Here is a 20,981-nt window from a genome sequence, read left to right as displayed (position 1 = left end):
CGGAGTGGCTAGAGTGGGAAACATGAGTTCGCCAGCTTCCCGCCCAGTCCCTCCTGCCGCTGCCAACCTGCTTAACCTGCGCGGCGCCGTCGACCTTTCCTCACTGAAGCGCCCCGCAGCTCCCTCCGGTACAGCTCCCTCCGGCACCTCCCCGTCCGGACCGCCGTCAGGGGAGGCGCAGGAAGGGCAGCCGGGCGCGGCGGCAGGCGGACCCGAGCTCAAGGTCAACGTCACCGAAGCAAACTTCCAGCAGTTGGTGGAACTGTCCGCACAGGTTCCGGTGGTGTTCGCGCTGTGGGCTTCCTACTCGCCGGAGTCCGGCAGGATGGTGGAGACCCTCGACCGCATCGTGGCCAGCTACGGCGGCCGCCTGGTCCTTGGCGCCGCCGACATCGAAGCTTTCCCGCAGCTTGCCCAGGCCTTCCAGGTGCAGGCCGTCCCCACCGCCGTCGCCGTCCTGAAGGGGCAGCCGGTACCGCTCTTCCAAGGGTCTGCGGAGGAGCAGCAGGTGCGCAGCCTCTTCGACGAACTCCTCAAGGTGGCCGCAGCCAACGGCGTCACCGGAAGCCTTGACGCCGGCGGCGCCGCTGAGCAGGAGCCGGCACCGCTGCCGCCGCTGCACCAGGCGGCGTACGACGCGATCGAAGCCGGGGATTACGCCGCCGCGGCCGAGGCCTACCGCCAGGCGCTGAAGGAAATGCCGTCGGACCATGAAGCCAAGGCCGGCCTGGCCCAGGTGGAGCTGATGGACCGGCTGCAGTCCGTGTCGGCCCAGGACAGCGAAGCGCTGCGCACGCTGGCGGCGAACGAGCCGGACAACCTGGAAGCCCAGCTTGGGGTGGCGGACCTGGACGTGGCCGGCGGCCACGTGGAGGACGCACTGAACCGGCTGGTGGCCTTCATCGGCAGGAATTTCGGTCCGGAGCGTGAGACCGCAAGGATCCGGCTGCTGGAACTGTTCGAGGTGGTGGGCGCCGGTGACGGGCGCGTGGCCAAGGCGCGCCAGGCGCTGGCCCGGGTGCTGTTCTAGTGCCGGCCCTGTTCCAGCCGCTGGCGCTGCGGTCCATGGAGCTGCAGCACCGGGGCTGGGTGTCGCCCATGTGCCAGTACAGCTGCGATCCCGACGACGCCCCGGGGGTTCCGAACGACTGGCACCTGGTGCACCTGGGCGGCTTTGCCGTGGGCGGCGCGGCGATGATCCTCACGGAAGCCGCGGCCGTGAACGCCGAGGGCCGGATCAGCCCCCGGGATGCCGGCCTGTACAACGACGAGCAGGCGGAAGCCTGGCAGCGGATCATTTCCTTCGTCCACCGGAACGGTACTGCCGGCACCAAGATCGGCGTGCAACTGGCCCACGCGGGCCGGAAAGCGTCCACGTTCTGGCCTTTCTCCGGCCGGCACGGCAGTGTTCCCGCCGCCGAAGGCGGGTGGGACACCGTTGGTCCTTCCACCACCTCGTTCGAGGGCTACGAGGCGCCAGCTGCCATGACGGTGGAACAAATCCACGGCGTCATCGCCGATTTTGCCGCAGCCGCTGAACGCGCGGTGGCCGCGGGCTTCGACACCATGGAGATCCACGGGGCACATGGCTACCTCCTGCACCAGTTCCAGAGCCCGCTGATCAACGAGCGTGACGATGAGTGGGGCGGGGACGAGGCCGGACGCAACCGGCTGATGCTGGCCGTGGTTGACGCGGTCCGCGCCGTGATTCCCGATTCCATGCCCCTGCTGCTCCGGATCTCGGCCACCGACTGGGCGCCGGGCGGCGTGGACCAGGAAGCCTCGGTCCGCCTGGCCCGCCAGGCGGCCGGCCGTGGAGTGGACCTGGTGGATGTTTCCAGCGGCGGGGCGGTGGCCCACCAGCAGATCAAGCCGGGCCTGGGCTACCAGACCGGGTTTTCCGCCGCCATCCGCGGGGAGGCCGGTATCGCCACCGGCACGGTGGGCCTGGTCACCACGCCGGGACAGGCGGAGCACGCGATCGCCACCGGCCAGGCCGACGGCGTCTTCATTGCCCGGGCCGCGCTGCGCGATCCCCACTGGTGGCTCCGGGCCGCGTTCGAACTGGGCCACGACATGGCCTGGCCGCCCCAGTACGAGCGGGCCATCCCGCGGCGGACCTTCTAAGCCCCATCCCGTGAAGACGGAGCCAGGCATGGCAGACTCTGCCGGGGACGGCCCTGACATCCCGGTTGGGCGGCAGCTGGAAGCGAAAATCCTGGAACTGCTCGCTTCCCGGGCGGCAACGTCCACCATCTGCCCGTCCGATGCCGCCAGGGCGGTGGGCGGCGACGATTGGCGGCACCTCATGGAGCCGGCCCGCGAAGCTGCGCGGCGCCTGGTTGACGCCGGCCAGGTCCACATCACCCAGGGCGGCTCCGTCGTCGATCCCGCCACGGCAAAGGGGCCGATCCGGATCCGCAAGGCGCCGTGAAGGCCGGCCGTCAGCCGAGCAGGTCGTCCACGTAGCACCAGCGCCATTCTTCGCCGGGTTCGATGCTGCGCATGACAGGGTGGCCGGTTTCCTTGAAGTGGCGGCTGGCGTGACGTCCCGCCGAGGAGTCGCAGCAGCCAACGTGTCCGCAGGCAAGGCACATGCGCAGGTGCACCGGTGTGGTGCCCTCCCGTTCGCAGCCTGCACAGGCCGGGTTGTCGGGAAGCGGTGCCGGCATGGCCGCCGTCAGGTGGTCGCAGACGCCGCCCGGCTGGGAGAGCCCTTCACCGCCACCGCCGCCGGCAGCGGAGTCGAGTTCGTTGAGGGAAGCATCGAGCATGGACTCTTCCACATCCAGCCGCTCCAGGACTTCGCTGAGGACCTCATGGGCGAAGTCCCCGCCGCGCCGGAGTTCCAGGACTTTTTCCCGTTCGGCTTCCAGCATGGCCATCCGCAGCTGGGCGTACCGCTGGCTCGGGGTGGCTGCCTCTGCCGCTGGCCTGCCCAGGCGTTCCCAGGCTGCCAGTCCCCGCTCCTGGGTCCGCCGCCGCAGCATGTCCATGACTTCAGGCGGATCGCTGTCCCGCCGGAGCTTCTCCAGGCGCTCCATGCCCGCAGTGGTGGCCAGCTGCATCAGTGAGGCCTGGTTCAGCGCATCCTCGCGCCGGTCCGGCCCGGGCAAACCCAGGGCGCGGACCAGGGCCGGCAACGTAAAGCCCTGCAGCACCAGGGTGCCGGCCACCACCACCATGGCGGCCAGGACCAGGACGTTGCGGTGTTCCAGGTCATCGGGCAGCGTGAGCACGGCGGCCAGCGTGACGACGCCGCGCATGCCCGCCCAGGACACGATGGCGGGAAACTGCCATGGCGGTGCGGGGTCCTTGCGCTGCACGGAAGGAATCAGGCGGGGGAGGTATGTGGCGGGAAAGACCCAGATGGGCCGGAGCACCAGCACGGCCACCAGGATCACGGCGCAGCCAATCCATACCCGGCCCGCGCCCAGGGAATCGTCCTGGACGCTGTCGATGATGGTCCGCACCTGCAGGCCGATCAGCAGGAACACGGAGTTCTCCAGGAGGAACTGCACCGTGTCCCAGTTGCTGCGGGCGCTTTGCCGCGCGGCCCCGTTGGGCATGGACGGCGCCTTGGTGCCCATCACCAGGCCGGTGACGACGACGGCGAGCACACCGGAGGCGTGGATGGCCTCGGCAGGGAGGAAGGCAACGAACGGGGCCATCAGCGACGTGGAGGTGTTGATGGCCACGTTGCTGATCCGTTTCCGGATTTCGGTAAGGATGTACGCGGCGGCGAGGCCCACCGCCAGCCCGCCGCCGGCCGCCACCACGAAGCCGCCCGCCACATCCAGCGCTGACACCGAACCGGCGATGGCGGCCACGGCCGCCCGCAGGCACACCAGCGCCGTGGCGTCATTGACCAGTGACTCGCCTTCGAGGATGTTGACGATCCGGCGGGGCATGCCCACCTTCCGTGCGATCGCCGTGGCCGCCACGGCGTCCGGGGGAGCCACCACCGCACCCAGGGCGATGGCGGCAGCCAGCGGGATTTCCGGGAACAGCCACCAGACCACCGCCCCGACCCCCAGTGTGCCGAAGATGACATAGCCCACGGACAGGAGCCCGATGGAGCGGCGGTTCGATGTGAAGTCGAACAACGATGTGCGGAACGCGGCGGCGTAGAGCAGCGGGGGCAGCAGGCCAACCAGGACCAGTTCGGGATTGAGCTCGACCTGCGGGATGAAAGGCAGGAAGGATCCTGCCACGCCCGCAAGGACCAGGAGCAGCGGAACCGGGAGATTGAGCTTCCGCCCCGCCGCGCTGCCGGCGCACACCACCGCAACGATCACCAGGAGGCCCAGGGCAATGTCCATGAGGTTAGTTTCGCACCCCCGCAGCGACGGCCCGCGGACTAGGCTGGCACCATGACTGCTCCCATGCCTGACCAGGCGTCGAATCCCGGCCCCGTGGCGGCCCTGTCCATCCGCGGGCTGGCCAAGCGGTTTGGCGGCAAGATCGCGGTGGACGGTATCAGCCTGGAGGTCCCGGCCGGTTCATTCTTTGGCATTGTGGGACCCAATGGTGCAGGCAAGACCACCACACTGTCCATGGCCACCGGCCTCCTGCGCCCGGACTTCGGCACCGCCGTGGTGCACGGCGTCGACGTCTGGCAGCACCCCCTTGAAGCGAAGCGGCTCATGGGGATCCTGCCCGACGGGGTCCGGCTCTTCGACCGGCTGACCGGAGAGCAGCTGATCACGTACGCCGGATTGCTGCGCGGCATGGACAAGAACGTGGTGGCCGCGCGGGTGGGGGAGCTGCTGGCTGCCATGGACCTCAGCCAGGACGCCGGAACACTGGTGGTGGACTACTCGGCGGGCATGACCAAGAAGATTGCCCTGGCCTCTGCACTCATCCACGCCCCGCGGCTCCTGGTCCTGGACGAGCCCTTCGAAGCCGTTGACCCCGTGTCTGCAGCGAACATCCGCTCCATCCTGGACCGGTACGTGGACTCCGGCGGAACGGTCATCGTGTCCAGCCACGTGATGGACCTGGTCCAGCGCATGTGCGACCACGTGGCGGTGGTGGCCAAAGGCCGGCTGCTGGCCGCGGGCACGGTGGAGGAGGTGCGCGCCGGAGCCTCGCTGGAGGACCGGTTCGTACAGCTGGTTGGCGGCCACAGCCACACGGAGGGGCTGGAATGGTTGCGCACCTTCTAAGGCTCAAGCTCACGCTGCTCCGCAACGGACTGCGCCGCAGCCCCTGGCAGCTGGTGGGGATGGCCATCGCCGGGCTCTACGCCCTGGGCGTGGTGGCAACGCTGGTCATCGCCCTTGTCCTGCTGCGCAACGCCGGTCCGGTGACCGCCCACACGGCCGTGGTCCTGGGCGGCTCCGCCGCCGTCCTGGGCTGGGCCGTGGTTCCGGTGGTGGCCTCCGCCACGGACATGACCCTCGATCCGGCCCGCTTCACCACTTTTGCGGTCCCCATGAAGCAGCTGCTTGCCGGCCTTGCCCTTGGCGGCCTGATCGGCATCCCGGGCCTGGCCACCGCGCTCGTGTCACTGTCCACGGTGGTCACCTGGTCACGGGGCGTGCTCCCCGCGCTCGCCGCTTTGGCCGGGGCGTGCCTGGGTGTCATGACCTGTATTGTGCTGGCCAAGGTGGTCACCACCGCAACAGCCAGCCTGGCGGCTTCCCGGCGCTTCAAGGACATCAGCGCCATTGCGGTCATGGTGCCGCTGGTCCTGCTGGGCCCCATCGTGGCAGGGGTCGGCCGCGGCATCCCGGCATCCACGGGGTTCCTGCCAGAGTTCGCCCTGACCTTGTCCTGGACGCCGCTCGGGGCGCCATGGTCACTGGGCGGCGACGTCGCGTCGGGCCGGCCCGGGCAGGCCGCGGTGAAACTGCTGGTAGCGGTGGCGGTCCTCGGCGCCCTGGCCTGGTGCTGGAAGCTGCTGCTCGAACGGGCCCTGGTCACCCCGCCGTACGCCGGCGCGGGGAAGCGCAGGGGCGGCAGGCTGGGACTGTTCGGCGTGCTGCCGCCCACCCCGGCCGGTGCGGTGATGGCCAGGTCTCTCACCTATTGGCTCCGGGACCCGCGGTACTCGGGTTCCCTGGTGGTCATCCCGCTGCTTCCGGTGGTCCTGGCGTTCCAGGGGACGCAGACGGGCAGCTACGGCAGCCTAGCTTTCCTTGCCCCCGTGGCCGCCTTCATTCTGGCCTGGTCCATCTCCGCCGACGTCTCCTATGACAACACCGCGTTTGCCCTGCACCTGGCCACCGGCGTCAGGGGGGTGGCGGACCGGCTGGGCCGGGCACTGGCGTGCATGACCTTTGCGCTGCCCGTGGTGCTGGTGTTCTCAGTGGGTTACGCCGCCTTCACGGGTAACTGGACGGCACTGCCCGGCCAGCTGGGGTTCAGCCTGGGGATCCTTTTCACCGGCCTGGGCCTTTCCTCGGTGGTATCGGCCCGCTACACCGTCACCGTCCCGCTGCCGGGGGACAGCCCGTTCAAGAAACCGCCGGGCAACGTGGGGCAGACCCTGGCCGTGCAGTTCGTGGGAATGCTGGTCCTGATGGTGCTGGTCCTGCCGGAGGCCGCGCTGCTGGTTGCCCAGGCGGTCACGGGCAACATCCTGTTCGGCTGGCTCAACCTCGCGGTGGGAACCGTCCTGGGCCTGGTCCTTTTCGGGGCCGGCGTCCGGCTGGGCGGCAGGTGGCTGGAGGCCCGCGGGCCGGAACTCCTGGCGCAGGTTACCGTCAACCGCTGACAGTTCCAGGAAGGGAACACCATGGAAATCGTGATACTCGGCGGCATCAGGCAGATTGGAAGACTCGCGGCGGACGCCATCGAACACCTGGTCCGCCGCAAGCCGGACGCTGTCCTTGGCCTGGCCACGGGGTCATCGCCGCTGCCCGTCTATGACGAACTCGCCGCGCGCCATGAACGGGGCCTGGACTTCAGCAGGGCGTCCGCGTTCGCGCTGGACGAGTACGTGGGCCTGCCGGCCGGCCACCCCGAGTCCTACCGGGAGGTGATACGCCGGGAATTCACCGACCGCGTGAACATCGCGCCGGAGAACGTCCACGGCCCCGACGGAACCGCCACTGACATCCCGGCTGCCTGCGAGTCGTACGAACAGGCCATCGCTGCGGCCGGCGGCGTGGACCTTCAGTTGCTGGGCGTGGGCACCGACGGGCACATTGGCTTCAACGAACCGGGCTCCTCCTTCGCGTCGCGGACGCGGATCAAGAGCCTGATCGAGCAGACACGCCGGGACAACGCCAGGTTCTTCACCAGCCTGGCCGAGGTGCCGCACCACGTCATCACCCAGGGGCTGGGCACCATCATGGCGGCACGCCACGTGGTCCTCCTGGCCACGGGGGCGCAAAAGGCGCAGGCGGTCCGCGATTTCGTGGAGGGACCGGTGGCCGCCATCTGTCCCGCGTCGGTGCTGCAGTTCCATCCGCATGCCACGGTCCTGCTGGACGAAGCCGCCGCCTCGGCCCTGAAACTTGCCGATTTCTACCGCCACACGTACGAGAACAAGCCCGCGTGGCAGGGGCTGTGACGGCGCCTGCGGGAGCGGCGCCAGGGCGTCCAAAAGTACGACGGCGGCCGGTGCGGGACCCCGGCACGGGCGTGCCGCCGTCGAACGTCCGGCCGGGGGAACGGCTAAGATGGATGCCATGACTAGCATGACGGACCCTCTCGAAAACGACCCGATGCGCGAGCTTTCCGGGGCTGGAACGTCCACGGCCACCATTGAGCGCGAGGAACTGCGCCAGGAAGTGGAGCCGGGGGACCGGGAGCGCTTCTCGCACTATGTGCGGAAGGAAAAGATCATGGAGTCCGCCATGACCGGGGAGCCCGTCATTGCCCTGTGCGGCAAGGTGTGGACCCCGGGCCGGGACCCGAAGAAATTCCCTGTCTGCCCCGAGTGCAAGGAAGTCTATGATGGCCTCCGCCCGGGCAACGACGGCGGGAAGGGTCCGGGCGGCTCGGGCAACAACAAGTAGTGACGGAGACGCTCTTTGGCGGCCCCACCCTGCCTCCGGCCTACCCGGAACGTGCAGCCTGGGGAACCGCCCCGAAACTCCGTGCCTGGCAACAGGAAGCCCTTGACCTCTACCTTGCGAACAGCCCCCGCGACTTCCTTGCGGTGGCAACCCCTGGTGCAGGTAAGACGACGTTCGCGCTGCGCATCGCCTCCACGCTGATCGACTCCGGGGCAGTGAACCGCGTGACCATTGTTGCCCCCACCGACCACCTGAAGCGCCAGTGGGCGGACGCTGCCGCCAAGGTGGGGATCGCCATCGACCCCAACTTCAAGAACTCGGACGGCCAGCACGGCCGCGGCTTCATTGGCGTTGCCGTCACCTACGCACAGGTGGCCAGCAAACCCCTGCTGCACCGCGCCAAGACCGAGGCCGCCCGCACCCTGGTGATCCTGGACGAGATCCACCACGGCGGCGAGGCCCTGTCCTGGGGCGACGGCCTGCGCGAGGCATTCGATCCCGCGGTGCGCCGCCTGTCCCTGACCGGTACGCCGTTCCGTTCGGACACCTCGCCCATCCCGTTCGTGGAGTACGCCGAAGACCGTGACGGCATCCGGCGCTCCAAGGCCGACTACACCTACGGCTATGGCAACGCCCTCCGCGACCACGTGGTCCGGCCGGTAATGTTCATGGCCTACTCCGGCCAGATGCGCTGGCGCACCAGCGCGGGCGAGGAAATGGCCGCATCCCTGGGTGAGGCCGCGGTGACCAAGGACATCACCAGCCACGCGTGGCGGACCGCCCTGAACCCGGCAGGGGAGTGGATTCCTGCTGTCCTGGCCGGCGCGGACAGGCGGCTCAGCGAAGTCCGGCGCACCGTGCCGGATGCCGGCGGCCTGGTCATCGCCACCGACCACGAGGACGCCCGTGCCTACGCCGGCCAGCTGAAGAAGATCACCGGGGAGTCGCCCACCGTCATCCTCTCCGATGATGCCAAGGCGTCCAGCAAGATCGAGGAATTTTCCGCCGGCGACAAGCGCTGGATGGTGGCTGTCCGCATGGTGTCCGAAGGCGTCGACGTGCCCCGGTTGTCCGTGGGCGTCTACGCCACGTCTACGTCCACGCCGCTGTTCTTCGCCCAGGCCGTGGGCCGTTTCGTGCGTGCCCGCAAGAGGGGCGAAACGGCGTCGGTGTTCCTGCCGTCCGTGCCGCAGCTGATGGCGCTGGCCAACTCCATGGAGATGGAGCGGGACCACGCGCTGGACCGGCCCGAGAAGGAAGACGGCGACGGCCTCTTCAACCCGGAAGACTCGCTGATGGACGAGGCCAACCGCGAAGAGAAGGCCTCAGACAGCCTCACGAAGGGCAAGTTCGAAGCGCTGGACTCCCAGGCGTCCTTTGACCGGGTGCTGTTCGACGGCGGCGAGTTCGGCACCGGCGGCGAGGTGGGGTCCGACGACGAAATGGACTTCCTGGGCATCCCCGGGCTGCTGGACGCCGAGCAGGTGGGAACGCTGCTGCGCCGGCGCCAGCATGAGCAGCTGAACCGCAAGAACCGGAAGTCGCCGGCCGCGGACGCCCAGCAGGTTCCCGCCGTTCCGGACCACCGCATGCTGATGGACCTGCGCAACGAACTGGCCAAGAACGTGGCCGCCTGGGCTGCCCGGACCGGGACCCCGCACGGGGTGGTGCACACCAAGCTGCGCACGGTCTGCGGCGGCCCGCCCGTGGCCCAGGCCAACGAGGAGCAGCTGAAGTCCCGGCTGCGCAAGCTCCAGGACTGGTTCGTGGGCCGCAAATAGCGCCCTAGGCGATGTCCGCCCCGCCGAGTTCCATCTCGGCAACGGCGTCTTCCAGGTCCTCGGCGATACCGGCGGTCAGCGACCGCACCACGGTCACGCCGTAGCCGGCCTGGACGGCGTCCAGGGCTGTGGCCTTCACGCAGTAGTCGGTGGCGATGCCCACCACCACCACGTCCTCCACGTCATGGCTCTGCAGCCAGTCGTCGAGGCCGACGGCGTCCTCGTCGGCTTCCAGCTGTGCCTGGGCGCCGGGCAGGCCGCCGGGCTGCCGTTCCCCGGTGGGGACGGCGTCCTCAGGGGCCAGCAGGCCCTCGAAGCCTGAGTAGGCGGCGGCGAACTGGCCTTTCCGGAAGTACGCATCGACGTACTCCGTGTCCAGGTCCGGATGGAGTTCGGCCCCGCGGGTGCCTGCCACGCAGTGCCGGGGCCAGCTCTCCTTGTAATCGGGCGTATCGGAAAAGTGGCTGCCGGGGTCGATGTGCCAGTCCTGGGTGGCCACCACATGGTCGAATTCGCTGTGGTGGGCGTCCAGGTACTCGCTGATGGCGCCCGCAACTGCGGCTCCGCCGGGAACGGCGAGCGAGCCGCCCTCGCAGAAATCGTTCTGCACGTCCACGATGATCAAAGCGCGCGACATCAGTGCTCCTCGTAGATGGTGGGGATCGCGGCCTCGCCGCGCTGCAGGCGGTTGACCACCGGCGGCAGCTCAGCCATGGAATCTGCGTGGCGCTGCCGTGCGCGCAGAACGCCTTCGTGCCCGGTCCAGCCCGGCAGGAGTTCGCCGTTCTTCATGAACTGCTGCAGCAACGGACGGTCGTTGCCGTCGTCCTCGGGCCGGTGGCCCACTCCCACTACCTCTGCGGTGGCGGTACCGCGTTCGTCCAGCTTCCGCAGTGCGTACTTGCGGCCGCCCACGCTGGCCTTGTTCTTGGCCGCCTTGGCAACGGAGACGAAGTTGCCGTCGTCGTCGGTGCGGCTGACGAGTTTGTAGACCATGCTCGCCGTCGGGGCCCCTGACCCGGTCACCAGCGAGGTGCCCACCCCGTAGGAGTCCACAGGGGCCGACTGCAGGGCTGCGATGGCGTACTCGTCCAGGTCCGAGGTCACCACGATCTTCGTGTGCTCGTTCCCGAGGTCGTCCAGGAGGCGGCGTACCCACTGGGCCTGGGCCACCAGGTCGCCCGAGTCCAGCCGGACGGCGCCCAGCTGCGGCCCTGCCAGCTCGACGGCCGTGCGGACGGCCTTTTCGACGTCGTACGTGTCCACCAGCAGGGAGGTGCCCGCGCCGAGCGAGGCAATCTGGGCCTCAAAGGCCTCCCGCTCGGTGTCGTGCAGAAGGGTGAACGAGTGGGCTGCAGTCCCCACGGTTTTCACGCCGTAGCGGATGCCCGCCTCAAGGTTGGACGTGCTGTCAAAGCCGGCAATGATCGCCGCACGCGCCGATGCGGTGGCGGCCTCCTCGTGGGTGCGCCGGGATCCCATTTCGATGCAGGGACGGCCGCCCGCCGCGCTGACCATCCGGGACGCGGCGGAGGCGATGGCGGTGTCGTGGTTGAGCACGGACAGCAGGTAGGTCTCCAGCATGCAGGCTTCGGCGAACGAGGCCTCCACCACCAGGATCGGGGAGTTGGGAAAATACGCTTCCCCCTCGGCGTAGCCCCAGATGTCCCCGGAGAATTTGTAGTTGGCCAGGTACTCCAGCGTTTCCTGGTTGACCACCTGGGTGCGTTCCAGGAAATCCAGTTCCGCCTCGCCGAAACGGAAATTCGCAATGCCTTCCAGGAGGCGTCCAGTGCCCGCAACAATGCCGTAGCGCCGGCCGTCGGGCAGTCGCCGTGCAAACGCCTCGAACACGGACCTGCGGTGTGCCGCCCCCGAATGAAGGGACGCCTGCAGCATGGTCAGCTCGTAGTGGTCGGTATAAAAGGACGTGCGGGGATGGTCCCAGCCGGCTGAGGTGCTCACGAAAATCACTCTAGTCCCCACCGGCTCCCTCGTCTCGCTTCGCTTCGCCGTGGGGCCCTCGCCGGCGTGGGCCCAACCCCAACATAGAATGGACAGATGACCATAAGCGTTGCGCCCGGCCCTGATACACAGGAGGGCATCCGGACCGGCACAGCAGAGTCCACCGACTCCCTGACCGCCCCGGACATCCCCTGGAACCTGGTGATCTGGAACGATCCCGTCAACCTGATGAGTTACGTCAGCTACGTTTTCCAAAGCTACTTCGGCTACCCGGAAAGCAAAGCGAACAAGCTCATGATGGAAGTCCACAAGAAGGGCCGTTCCATCGTTGCTTCGGGCAGCAAGGAACAAGTGGAGCGCCACGCCGTGGCCATGCACGGGTTTGGGCTCTGGGCCACGGTGGAAAAAGCCAGCGGCGGCACCGGCGGCAATTCCGGCAAGTCCGGCGGTCCGGGCCAAGGTAAGGGGAAGCGTGGCTAAGGCATTCAAATACGGGCTCAAAGGCATCACGGGCTACCTGGAACCTGCTGAACGGGACCTGCTCCGCAGCCTTATCGATGACGTCATCTCCATGCTCCAGCCCGAGGACCGCACGGGTCAGGACCCGCTGGCGGCCCTCATTGGCCTGGACATGGATGTGGCCGAACCCACGGACCGTGCGGTTAAGCGGCTGCTCCCCAACGTGGTGAAGGACGACGGCGCCGCGTCCCTTGAGTTCCGCCAGCTCACCGAGCGTTCACTGCGGGAAACAAAGATCGGCGCCCTCCGTGCGGCTGCTTTGGACCTGGACAAGGACGAGATCGTGCTGACCCCCGAAGGGGCCCGGCACTGGTCGATGGCGTTGAACGACGTGCGGCTGGTCCTGGCGGAGCGGCTGGACATCCGCGATGAGGCAGACGCCGAGCACGTCCACCGCATGCAGGACTGGTCCCAGGCCGAGGATGTGGAGAGCTACCTGGCACTGGTGTACAACTTCACCACCTGGCTGCAGGAGTCACTGGTCCAGGCCATGCTGCAGTCCATGGAACCCCGGCGGTGAGCTCCGGCGGCCCGGGGGAGGCCGTGCGCTGTGACACACCAGACATGAGTTACCGGACACAAGATGATGGCTGACGGTTCCGGGACCCCCTATCCTCGAATAATCATGACAACAGCCCCGAGCATGGAACCACCGGCAGAAACGCAGCCTGACTCCGGCGAAGGCGAGCTGCCGGCCGCTGCCCCGGAAGCCCGCCCCATCGGCGTCTTCGATTCCGGTGTCGGGGGCCTCACCGTGGCCCGCTCCATCATTGACCAGCTTCCCAACGAGTCCATCCTCTATGTGGGGGACACCGCCCACGGGCCATACGGCCCGCTTCCCATCGCCGAAGTGCGGGCCAACGCCCTGGGTGTGATGGACGAACTGGTGGACTCCGGCGTCAAGCTGCTCACCATCGCCTGCAACTCGGCGTCGGCCGCTGTCCTGCGGGACGCCCGGGAGCGCTACACCGCCAAGTACGGCATCCCGGTCATCGAGGTCATCCAGCCTGCCGTCCGGCGTGCCGTTGCCGCCACCCGCACCGGAAAGGTGGGCGTGATCGGCACGTCCGCAACCGTGGGGTCCCGCGCGTACGAGGACACCTTCGCCGCGGCGCCTGACCTGGACATCACGTCGGTGGCGTGCCCGGAGTTCGTCAGCTACGTGGAAGCCGGCATCACCACGGGTCCGGCGCTGCTCGCCGTCGCCGAGGAATACCTGGCACCGCTGAAGGCCGCCGGGGTGGACACCGTGGTCCTGGGCTGCACCCACTACCCGCTGCTGACGGGCGTCATCTCCTACGTCATGGGCGCCGACGTCACGCTGGTTTCCAGCGCGGAGGAGACCGCCAAGGACGTCTACCGCGCCCTGGCCACCCACAACCTGCAGCGCACCTCGGAGGCGCCGCCCGAGCACCACTTCGTCGCCACCGGTGACGCCGGGCAGTTCGAGGCGCTCGCCCGGCGGTTCCTGGGACCGGAAGTCTTGTCAGTCCGGCACGTGGACCATGTGGCCGCGCAGTACCCCACCGGCAGCCTGGCCCGGATAACCCCTGAGATGATCGCCGCCGCCCAAAGCGCGCGCAACCGTCCCCGGATCTCCAACTTCGTGGGCGGCGGTCTAGCCGGGGCGCGCCGCGGCGGAAGGTCCGCCCAGTGAAGCTGACCATCGTGGGATGCACGGGCTCATTCCCCGGACCCGGCTCCCCGGCGTCGTGCTACCTCCTGACCGCCACCGACGGCGAGCGGACCTGGAAGGTGGTGATGGACCTCGGCAGCGGGGCACTGGGGGCCATCCAGCGCTACACGGACCTGGAGGACATCGACGCGATCTTCCTCACCCACCTGCACCCTGACCACTGCATGGACCTGTGCGGGCTGCACGTTGCCATCCGCTGGAAGCCGGGCGGCTGGGGCCGTGGCCGGATCCCCGTGTGGGGGCCCGCCGCCACGGCAGACCGGATGGCCACCGCCTACGGCCTTCCCCTGGACCCGGGCATGCACGAAGAATTCGACTTCACCAACTGGACCGAACGCGAGCCCGTGACCGTGGGGCCGTTCACCATCACCCCGTTCGCCGTCAACCACCCCATCGAGGAGGCCTACGCCCTCCGGGTGGAAGTGGTGGAACCCGGCAAGGACGGCAGCCCGGTGTCCCGCGTCCTGACCTATTCCGGGGACACCGATTCCTGCGCCGGGCTCGAGGAAGCCGCCAAGGACGCGGACCTCTTCCTGTGCGAGGCAGCCTTCGAAGAGGGCCGTGATGACGGCATCAACGACGTGCACCTGACGGGCAAGCGGGCCGGGGAGGCCGCAGCGGCAGCGGGCGCGCGGCGGCTCCTGCTGACCCACATCCCGGTGTGGACGTCCCAGACCACCGTGATGGCCGAAGCCCGCCCGGTGTTTCCCGGCGACGTTGCGGTTGCCGTGGCGGGCGTGCACTACACGATCTAGCCGCGCGTATCCCGGCGCCTGGTTCCACGGCGCCTGCCTGCCGCACCGGCACTCGATAAGCTAAAGGCATGACATCTGAAGCAACAGCAGTACCCATTGTGCGCGCCGACGGCCGCGCAGCCGACCAGCTCCGGCCCATCAGCATCACCCGCGGATGGTCCAACCAGGCTGAGGGATCGGCGCTGATCGAATTCGGCAACACCAGGGTCCTGTGCACGGCATCACTGACCGCCGGGGTCCCGCGTTGGCTCAAGGGCGAGGGCCGCGGCTGGGTCACGGCCGAGTACGCCATGCTGCCGCGCGCCACCAACACGCGTTCGGACCGCGAATCCGTCAAGGGAAAGATCGGCGGCCGCACGCACGAGATCTCCCGCCTGATCGGGCGTTCGCTGCGCTCCATCATCGACACCAAGGCACTGGGCGAGAACACCATCGTCCTGGACTGCGACGTCCTGCAGGCCGACGGCGGCACCCGGACCGCAGCCATCACCGGCGCCTATGTAGCGCTTGCCGACGCCATCCGGTTTGCCCGCGACACCAAGCTCATCGCCAGGAATGCCCAGCCGCTCATCGACACCATCGCGGCAGTATCCGTGGGAATCATCGACGGCGTCCCCATGCTGGACCTGCCCTACGTGGAGGACGTCCGGGCGGAGACCGACATGAACGTGGTGGTCACCGGCTCCGGCAAGTTCGTCGAAGTGCAGGGCACTGCGGAGGGCGCGCCCTTCGACCGGGACGAGTTGAACCAGCTCCTGGACCTCGCGCTGCTGGGCACGGCCCAGCTGGCCGCCATCCAGCGCGAGACCCTCGCGGACACCCTGTGACCGGTGTGGCTCCCCGGCTGGTGCTCGCCACGCACAACAAAGGCAAACTCAGCGAACTCCGTGAGTTGCTGCGCGGACAGGTGCCAGGGCTCGACGTCGACACCCAGGTGGTGGACGCCGCTGCGGCGGGTGCGCCGGACGTCGTCGAGACCGGCGTGACGTTCGCCGAGAACTCCCTGCTGAAGGCGCGTGCGGTGGCCGGGGCCACCGGCCTGGTGGCCATCGCCGACGACTCCGGCCTTGCCGTGGACGTCATGGGCGGGGCCCCGGGCATCTTCTCCGCCCGCTGGGCGGGGCGGCACGGTGACGATGCCGCCAACCTGGAACTCCTGCTGAACCAGCTGTCCGATGTTCCCGACGAGCACCGCGGTGCCGCGTTTGTGTGCGCCGCCGCCCTGGCCGTGCCCGCGGACGCGGAGGGCCCCGGGCGCGAGGTGGTGGAGTACGGGCAGCTGGAGGGCATCCTCCTGCGTGAACCGCGCGGTGCCGGTGGTTTCGGCTACGACCCCGTGCTGCAGCCGGCGGGCGAGGAACGCAGCTGCGCCGAGCTGTCCGCCGAGGAAAAGAACGCCATCAGCCACCGCGGCAAGGCCTTCCGGGCGCTGCTGCCGTCCATCGTGGCGGCACTGGAAGCCGCAGGCTAGGACAAGGCGCGGGGCCGCGGGAACCCGCAAATCGGACCCAGCAAAAAAGGTGCGCACCCCGGCGGGGTGCGCACCTTTTTGGGTGTCGGGTGCGGGCGGAGGACTGCTACTCCGGCCGGCCGCGATGGATGTTCCGGGGAGTCTTCTGCTCCTCTTCCGGTTCGTGTTCCTCGATGTATTCGTCGACGGTGTCGGTGCCGTATGCCTTCGCCTGCCGCCGTGCGGACAGCCCGCGCAGGAGCTCGATGCCGATGGGGACCACCGAGACCAGCACGATGACGATGAAGATAATGTCAAGGTTGTCGCGGACCCACGGGACCTTGTCGCCCAGCAGGTAGCCGAGGAGCGTGACGCCGCCGCCCCACAGCACGGCGCCGATGACGTTGTAGATGAAGAACTTTCGCTTGCTCATTTGCGCCACGCCGACGATCACGGGCACGAAGGTACGGATGATAGGCACGAAGCGGGCCAGGATCAGTGCCTTGCCGCCGTGCTTTTCGAAGAATGCGTGGGCGCTCTCGACATTTTCGCGCTTGAACAGCTTGGAGTTGGGCCTGTTGAAGATGGCGGGGCCGGCCTTGGATCCGATCAGGTAGCCGGCCTGGTTGCCGATGATCGCGGACACCACGATCAACGCGGCGAACGCGAAGATGTTGAACTTGATGGTGCCCGTGGCCACCAGCAGGCCCGCCGTGAACAGCATGGAATCGCCCGGCAGGAAGAAACCGATGAGCAGGCCGGTCTCGGCGAAGATGATGCCGCACACCAGCAGGACCACCCAGGGGGCCAGCGCGGGATCGGCCAGGAAGACCTGGGGGTTCAGCCAATCGGGCAGGAAGGAAGCCATTTTCGGCTGGACCGGTCCCGCACCGCCCAGCATGGACACAGCGAGGTCATTCATCACAGGAAAGTTCACCCCTCAAGGGTACTTGACGGGCCTGTGCTCCCCGGGGCCGGGGGGCCGCGGCGGTAAGGTAGGGGCCGTGGGTTTGGACTTTACTGCGATCGACTTCGAAACGGCCAACGGCTTCCGTGGCTCCCCGTGCTCGGTGGGGCTGACCAAGGTGAGGGGAGGCCGGATCGTTGAGGAGGCCTCCTGGCTGATGCGTCCGCCGTCGGGATACGACTCCTTCGACCACAACAACGTCAGGATCCACGGCATCACCGCCGCTGACGTCGCCGGCGCGCCCCGCTTTGGCGACCTGTTCCCCGAAATCGGCGCATTTATCGGCGACGACGTGCTGGCCGCGCACAACGCCGCCTTCGACCTCGGCGTGATCCGCTCGGCGCTGGAAGTCTCCGGCCTGCCCGGCCCGGCCTATGACTACGTCTGCACCGTCATGCTGTCCCGTCGCTGCTATTCGCTGGTGTCCAATTCCCTGCCTTTCGCCGCCGAGGAAGCGGGCGTCCCGCTGGTCAACCACCACGACGCCGCGGAGGATGCCCGCGCCTGCGCCGGCATCCTCGTCGACATCGCCGGCCGCAACGGTGCCAACAGCATCGCCGAACTCTACCTGTCCCTGGGGCTGGCCATGCCACGGCAGCAGGCCTTCGACCCCGCCACGGACGACCTGTCCAAAGCCAGCCTCGCGGCGCTGGCAGGCAACTCCGGCAACGGGGCCACCCTGGTCCGCCGGTTCCAGTCCGGCTGGCCGGAGGAAGGACTGAACCCGGAGCCCAACCTTGACGCCGAGCCCGGGCACCCGTTGTACGCCCAGACGGTGGTGTTCACCGGGCAGCTCTCCATCAACCGTCCGGATGCCAAACTGCGGTCGGCCCGGTGCGGGGCGCGGACCGAGAGCCGGGTCACCGCGCGGACCACCGTCCTGGTGGTGGGGGACGGGTTTGTTGCCTCGGACCTTCGCTCGGGCAGGCTCACCGGCAAGGCGCGCCGGGTCCTGGAGCTTCACGACCGGGGGCAGGCCATTGAAGTGCTGTCCGAGGGGGAGTTCCTGCAGATGGTGGGCGGCGCGGATGCCCGGGGGCCGCTCGATGGTCCCGGGGAAGCCTGGGCCGGCGCCCGCGCACCCGCCGTCAGCGCCTGATCCCCGGGCGGGGGCTGCGCACAGTCATCCGGCGCAATAAAGCTTGGCCGCTCCGGCGGCTGGCTCCTACCCTTGCGGGATGGCCTCCCTGTTCACTTTCCCCAACCCCGTCAATGAATACGCCGCCCGCACCACGGCAGCGCTCGTGGTGCTGCTCGCCGTCGTCACCGCGGTGGCAAATTCAGGCTGGGGGCTGGCAGCGATTGCCGCCGGATTCTGGCTGCGGCTGCTCTTCGGCCCGCGGATTTCGCCCCTGGCGCTGCTGTCGGTCAAGGTGATCACCCCGCGGCTGGGAAGGGTGAAGCTGGTTTCCGGGCCGCCCAAGCGTTTCGCCCAGGGAATCGGTGCGGCAGTGTCCACCGGCGCGCTCCTCCTCTTCGCCGCCGGCGCGGCGCCGGCAGCCTGGACGCTGCTGGGCATCCTGGTGATTGCTGCCTCGCTGGAAGCCTTCGCGGGTTTCTGCCTGGGCTGCACCATCTTCGGGTTCCTGCAGCGCCGCGGAGTGATCCCGGAGGACGTCTGCGAAGCCTGCAACAACATCAGCCTTCGCCGGTCGTAACCTTCACCAGCTGATCGGCCATGCCGCGGACCACCTCCGGCGCTTCCAGGGCCCCGAGCCACTGCGCCGGGAGGCAGTCCTCACCGTACAGGGCTCCCAGAATGTTTCCTGCCAGCGAACCCGCGGTATCGCTGGGGCCGCTGTGGTTCACGGCAACGGCCATGGCACGACGGAAATGGTCAACGGGCTGTGTGTCCGCCCCGTCGGCCGGGGCTGTGGCCATGACGGCATAAAGCGCGACGGCGAGGGCTTCCTCCGCTGTCCGGCCCCCGCCCAGCACCTGGAGCAGTTCTTCGGGCCCGACGAGCGCCTTGTCCGCGAGCCGGAGGGCCGCCTCAAGGCGTTCCGGCAGCTCCGGGGCGACGTCCACAAGGTCGCCGGCGTGCGCCGTAACCCCGGCGGCGGCGTCCCGCAGCCCCACGCCGGACACCAGCCGGTGGATCAGGAGGCTGAAGATGCCCGCACTCTGCCGGGCTGAAGGGTGCCCGTGCGTCAGGGCGGCGGCGTCGGCACTGAGCTTATAGACGGCGTCGGGCGTGATGTGCGGCACCAGCCCAAACGGTGCCGAACGCATCACCGTGCCGGCGCCCCTGGCTCCGGGGTTCACCGGGCGGCTGATGGTTCCCATTTCACCGCTGGCAAGCCCGGAAATGCATTCCCCCTCGGGGCGCCTGCGCTGCCGGAGCACCTCGTTGCCGTCGATCCAGCGGGGCTGGGGTGCCGGTGCGGACGGCCCGGCCTCCTCACCCTGGGTGGCCAGCCAGCGCAGGTACGCCAGCCAAAGGCAGGCGTTCACGTCCGCGCCCACGCCGGAGTTGGCCCATTCCAGCGCCTCCACCAGCCCATCCACCGTGTACAAGGTCAGCTGGGTGTCGTCGGAAAAATGGCACGGGCCCTGCAGGTCCTCAAAGCCAGCCAGGCCCTGCGCCCCGAAGCGCTGCCGGATCGCCGCAATGGAATCGGATTCCACGGCGTAGCCCAGGGCGTCGCCCAGCGCCCCGCCCAGGAGGGAGCCGTGGATGCGGGACTTGAGGGTGGGCGCGGGGATGCCGTGGTCGAAGCTCATGGAGTAAATTTACCGTCCGCAGCCCGGAGGCCCGCGCTGCATACCGGGGTCCGGCAACCCGACAGACAGCTGCCGTCCAGCAAACGCACAGCCGGGACTGGCATACTGCTCGGGTTGCCCGGCGCCACCATCGACGGGAAGCGGCACATCGCTGGACGGCCGCGGCGCCCGAGCCACCCCGGCAGCCCGAACCCCAGACCCCCACAAGCAAAGGTCCCATCATGAGCACCCCTGTCCCAGCCCGCGACGCACTGCAGCCCGACGGCACGCCTGCCGCACCCACCGGCCTGCTGCCCCGCCTGGCGGCCGAGGCCTTTGGCAGCCTTTTCCTGGCGGTGGCCGGCCTGGGTGTGCCCCTGTTCAGCATTCCGCAGTCCAGCCCGGTCCCCTCCGCCCTGGCTGCCGGCCTGGCCGTTACCGCCGCCATGCTGGCCTTCGGACATATCTCCGGCGGCCACTTCAACCCTGCCATCACCCTGGGGCACCTCCTGGCCGGGCGGATCCGGGCCGGCGCGGCCGCCGCCTACGCTGCCGCCCAGCTCGTCGGGGCCCTGGTGGGCGCCCTGGCCCTGTTCGGCATCCTGCGCACGCTGCCCAGCATCCCGGACAGCCGCACCGCCTTCGATACCGTGGCCGCGGGCTTCGGTGAGCACTCCATCATCCAGGCGCCCCTCGCCGCCGTCGTCCTCCTGGAACTGCTGGGTGCCGCCATCATCGTGGCTGTCTTCCTGGGAGCCTCCGGCCGTGACGGAGGCGCCCGCACGGTGGCGCCCGTCGCCGTCGGCCTGTCATTTGCCGCCCTGCTGCAGGTGGGCCAGTCGGTGGGAAACCTGCCGTTCAACCCCGCACGTGCCGTTGCGTCCGCCGTCTTCAGCTCCGGCTGGGCCGTGGAGCAGCTGTGGGTCTTCCTGGTGGCGCCGCTGGCCGGCGCTGCCATCGCGGGGCTGGTGTTCCGGATCGGCGAGGTGACCGGTTCCCCTGCACCCGTTGCCGACGTGGAGGCTGCCGGGCATGACACCGGCGCTGACGATGACGCCGATGATGACGCCGACGCTGTTGCCGTGAATGAGCCTGCCGCTGCGGCGGCTGCCCGCCAGGAGAAAGCCCGCGGTGTCAGCGAGGCACAGGAGTTCTTTGACGGCAAAAGGTCCTGA

Annotated in this window: 22 protein-coding genes; 17 read left to right on the top strand and 5 right to left on the bottom strand. The window is 68.9% G+C overall.

Features of this window, described 5'->3' with window-relative positions:
- The first annotated feature begins 22 nt into the window (after positions 1 to 22).
- From LDO22_RS06045 to LDO22_RS06035, 3 genes are read left to right on the top strand one after another with little or no spacing between them, the layout of a single operon-like run.
- On the top strand, positions 23 to 1,030 hold the full coding sequence (locus LDO22_RS06045) for a tetratricopeptide repeat protein (RefSeq protein ID WP_224026462.1): 1,008 nt from the start codon (positions 23 to 25) through the stop codon (positions 1,028 to 1,030).
- Positions 1,030 to 2,127 (top strand): NADH:flavin oxidoreductase/NADH oxidase, encoded by a 1,098-nt coding sequence (locus tag LDO22_RS06040; protein WP_224026461.1) that lies wholly within the window; start codon positions 1,030 to 1,032, stop codon positions 2,125 to 2,127. The genes LDO22_RS06045 and LDO22_RS06040 overlap by 1 nt, the downstream gene beginning before the upstream one ends.
- 28 nt (positions 2,128 to 2,155) lie before the next feature.
- Positions 2,156 to 2,434, top strand: coding sequence for a DUF3253 domain-containing protein (locus tag LDO22_RS06035; protein ID WP_224026460.1), 279 nt, complete (start codon positions 2,156 to 2,158; stop codon positions 2,432 to 2,434).
- Between the two features lie 10 nt (positions 2,435 to 2,444).
- Here the strand turns inward: LDO22_RS06035 and LDO22_RS06030 are convergent, their stop codons facing one another.
- Positions 2,445 to 4,322 (bottom strand): Na+/H+ antiporter, encoded by a 1,878-nt coding sequence (locus tag LDO22_RS06030; protein ID WP_159631660.1) that lies wholly within the window; start codon positions 4,320 to 4,322, stop codon positions 2,445 to 2,447.
- Positions 4,323 to 4,373: 51 nt separating this feature from the next.
- On the opposite strand from LDO22_RS06030, the gene LDO22_RS06025 reads away from it, so the two are divergent.
- From LDO22_RS06025 to LDO22_RS06005, 5 genes are all read left to right on the top strand, one after another.
- Positions 4,374 to 5,168: an ABC transporter ATP-binding protein gene (locus tag LDO22_RS06025; RefSeq protein ID WP_159631661.1), complete on the top strand. Its 795-nt coding sequence runs from the start codon at positions 4,374 to 4,376 to the stop codon at positions 5,166 to 5,168.
- Positions 5,150 to 6,721, top strand: coding sequence for a transporter (locus LDO22_RS06020; protein WP_159631662.1), 1,572 nt, complete (start codon positions 5,150 to 5,152; stop codon positions 6,719 to 6,721). The genes LDO22_RS06025 and LDO22_RS06020 overlap by 19 nt, the downstream gene beginning before the upstream one ends.
- Before the next feature lie 21 nt (positions 6,722 to 6,742).
- Positions 6,743 to 7,522, top strand: coding sequence for a glucosamine-6-phosphate deaminase (gene nagB / locus LDO22_RS06015; protein ID WP_159631663.1), 780 nt, complete (start codon positions 6,743 to 6,745; stop codon positions 7,520 to 7,522).
- Between the two features lie 109 nt (positions 7,523 to 7,631).
- Positions 7,632 to 7,970 carry a DUF3039 domain-containing protein gene (locus LDO22_RS06010; protein WP_159631664.1) on the top strand — a complete coding sequence of 113 codons (339 nt, stop codon included), beginning with the start codon at positions 7,632 to 7,634 and terminating at the stop codon, positions 7,968 to 7,970.
- Positions 7,970 to 9,751 (top strand): DEAD/DEAH box helicase, encoded by a 1,782-nt coding sequence (locus LDO22_RS06005; RefSeq protein ID WP_224026459.1) that lies wholly within the window; start codon positions 7,970 to 7,972, stop codon positions 9,749 to 9,751. The genes LDO22_RS06010 and LDO22_RS06005 overlap by 1 nt, the downstream gene beginning before the upstream one ends.
- A gap of 4 nt (positions 9,752 to 9,755) precedes the next feature.
- Here LDO22_RS06005 and LDO22_RS06000 read toward each other — a convergent pair whose 3' ends face one another.
- Together LDO22_RS06000 and LDO22_RS05995 are read right to left on the bottom strand one after the other, a co-directional pair.
- Positions 9,756 to 10,388 carry an isochorismatase family protein gene (locus tag LDO22_RS06000; protein WP_224026458.1) on the bottom strand — a complete coding sequence of 211 codons (633 nt, stop codon included), beginning with the start codon at positions 10,386 to 10,388 and terminating at the stop codon, positions 9,756 to 9,758.
- Complete coding sequence (locus tag LDO22_RS05995; protein WP_224026457.1) at positions 10,388 to 11,716, bottom strand: nicotinate phosphoribosyltransferase; 1,329 nt, start codon at positions 11,714 to 11,716, stop codon at positions 10,388 to 10,390. Before LDO22_RS05995 ends, LDO22_RS06000 begins: the two co-directional genes overlap by 1 nt.
- A gap of 96 nt (positions 11,717 to 11,812) precedes the next feature.
- Between LDO22_RS05995 and clpS the strand changes: the two genes are divergently transcribed.
- The 6 genes from clpS to rdgB all read left to right on the top strand — a co-directional run bounded on the left by clpS (position 11,813) and on the right by rdgB (position 16,157).
- On the top strand, positions 11,813 to 12,196 hold the full coding sequence (clpS, locus tag LDO22_RS05990) for an ATP-dependent Clp protease adapter ClpS (protein WP_224026456.1): 384 nt from the start codon (positions 11,813 to 11,815) through the stop codon (positions 12,194 to 12,196).
- Positions 12,189 to 12,755: a DUF2017 domain-containing protein gene (locus LDO22_RS05985; protein ID WP_224026455.1), complete on the top strand. Its 567-nt coding sequence runs from the start codon at positions 12,189 to 12,191 to the stop codon at positions 12,753 to 12,755. The genes clpS and LDO22_RS05985 overlap by 8 nt, the downstream gene beginning before the upstream one ends.
- 66 nt (positions 12,756 to 12,821) lie before the next feature.
- Positions 12,822 to 13,892: a glutamate racemase gene (gene murI / locus LDO22_RS05980; protein ID WP_201302407.1), complete on the top strand. Its 1,071-nt coding sequence runs from the start codon at positions 12,822 to 12,824 to the stop codon at positions 13,890 to 13,892.
- A complete protein-coding gene (locus LDO22_RS05975) occupies positions 13,889 to 14,686 on the top strand; it encodes an MBL fold metallo-hydrolase (protein WP_159631670.1) in 798 nt (265 codons plus the stop codon). The genes murI and LDO22_RS05975 overlap by 4 nt, the downstream gene beginning before the upstream one ends.
- Positions 14,687 to 14,754: 68 nt before the next feature.
- Complete coding sequence (gene rph, locus LDO22_RS05970; RefSeq protein WP_159631671.1) at positions 14,755 to 15,513, top strand: ribonuclease PH; 759 nt, start codon at positions 14,755 to 14,757, stop codon at positions 15,511 to 15,513.
- On the top strand, positions 15,510 to 16,157 hold the full coding sequence (gene rdgB, locus LDO22_RS05965; protein ID WP_159631672.1) for an RdgB/HAM1 family non-canonical purine NTP pyrophosphatase: 648 nt from the start codon (positions 15,510 to 15,512) through the stop codon (positions 16,155 to 16,157). Before rph ends, rdgB begins: the two co-directional genes overlap by 4 nt.
- 106 nt (positions 16,158 to 16,263) lie before the next feature.
- Here rdgB and LDO22_RS05960 read toward each other — a convergent pair whose 3' ends face one another.
- The gene (locus LDO22_RS05960) at positions 16,264 to 17,058 is read right to left on the bottom strand and encodes a VTT domain-containing protein (protein ID WP_159635376.1); all 795 of its coding nucleotides are present in this window, start codon (positions 17,056 to 17,058) and stop codon (positions 16,264 to 16,266) included.
- Between the two features lie 82 nt (positions 17,059 to 17,140).
- On the opposite strand from LDO22_RS05960, the gene LDO22_RS05955 reads away from it, so the two are divergent.
- Both LDO22_RS05955 and LDO22_RS05950 read left to right on the top strand, forming a co-directional pair.
- Positions 17,141 to 18,202 carry an exonuclease domain-containing protein gene (locus tag LDO22_RS05955; RefSeq protein ID WP_159631673.1) on the top strand — a complete coding sequence of 354 codons (1,062 nt, stop codon included), beginning with the start codon at positions 17,141 to 17,143 and terminating at the stop codon, positions 18,200 to 18,202.
- 79 nt (positions 18,203 to 18,281) lie between these two features.
- Positions 18,282 to 18,761, top strand: a complete 480-nt coding sequence (locus tag LDO22_RS05950) for a DUF4395 domain-containing protein (protein WP_159631674.1) — start codon at positions 18,282 to 18,284, stop codon at positions 18,759 to 18,761.
- Here the strand turns inward: LDO22_RS05950 and LDO22_RS05945 are convergent.
- Complete coding sequence (locus LDO22_RS05945; protein ID WP_224026454.1) at positions 18,742 to 19,827, bottom strand: ADP-ribosylglycohydrolase family protein; 1,086 nt, start codon at positions 19,825 to 19,827, stop codon at positions 18,742 to 18,744. The two genes, LDO22_RS05950 and LDO22_RS05945, sit on opposite strands and share 20 nt — an antisense overlap.
- 221 nt (positions 19,828 to 20,048) lie before the next feature.
- Here LDO22_RS05945 and LDO22_RS05940 point away from each other — a divergent pair, with 221 nt between their 5' ends.
- Positions 20,049 to 20,981, top strand: coding sequence for an aquaporin (locus LDO22_RS05940; protein WP_224026453.1), 933 nt, complete (start codon positions 20,049 to 20,051; stop codon positions 20,979 to 20,981).

The sequence above is a fragment of the Arthrobacter sp. NicSoilC5 genome (assembly GCF_019977395.1).
Lineage (GTDB): Bacteria > Actinomycetota > Actinomycetes > Actinomycetales > Micrococcaceae > Arthrobacter.
The sequence above is the reverse complement of the archived record's forward strand: the minus strand, read 5'-3'. Positions and strand labels throughout refer to the sequence as shown.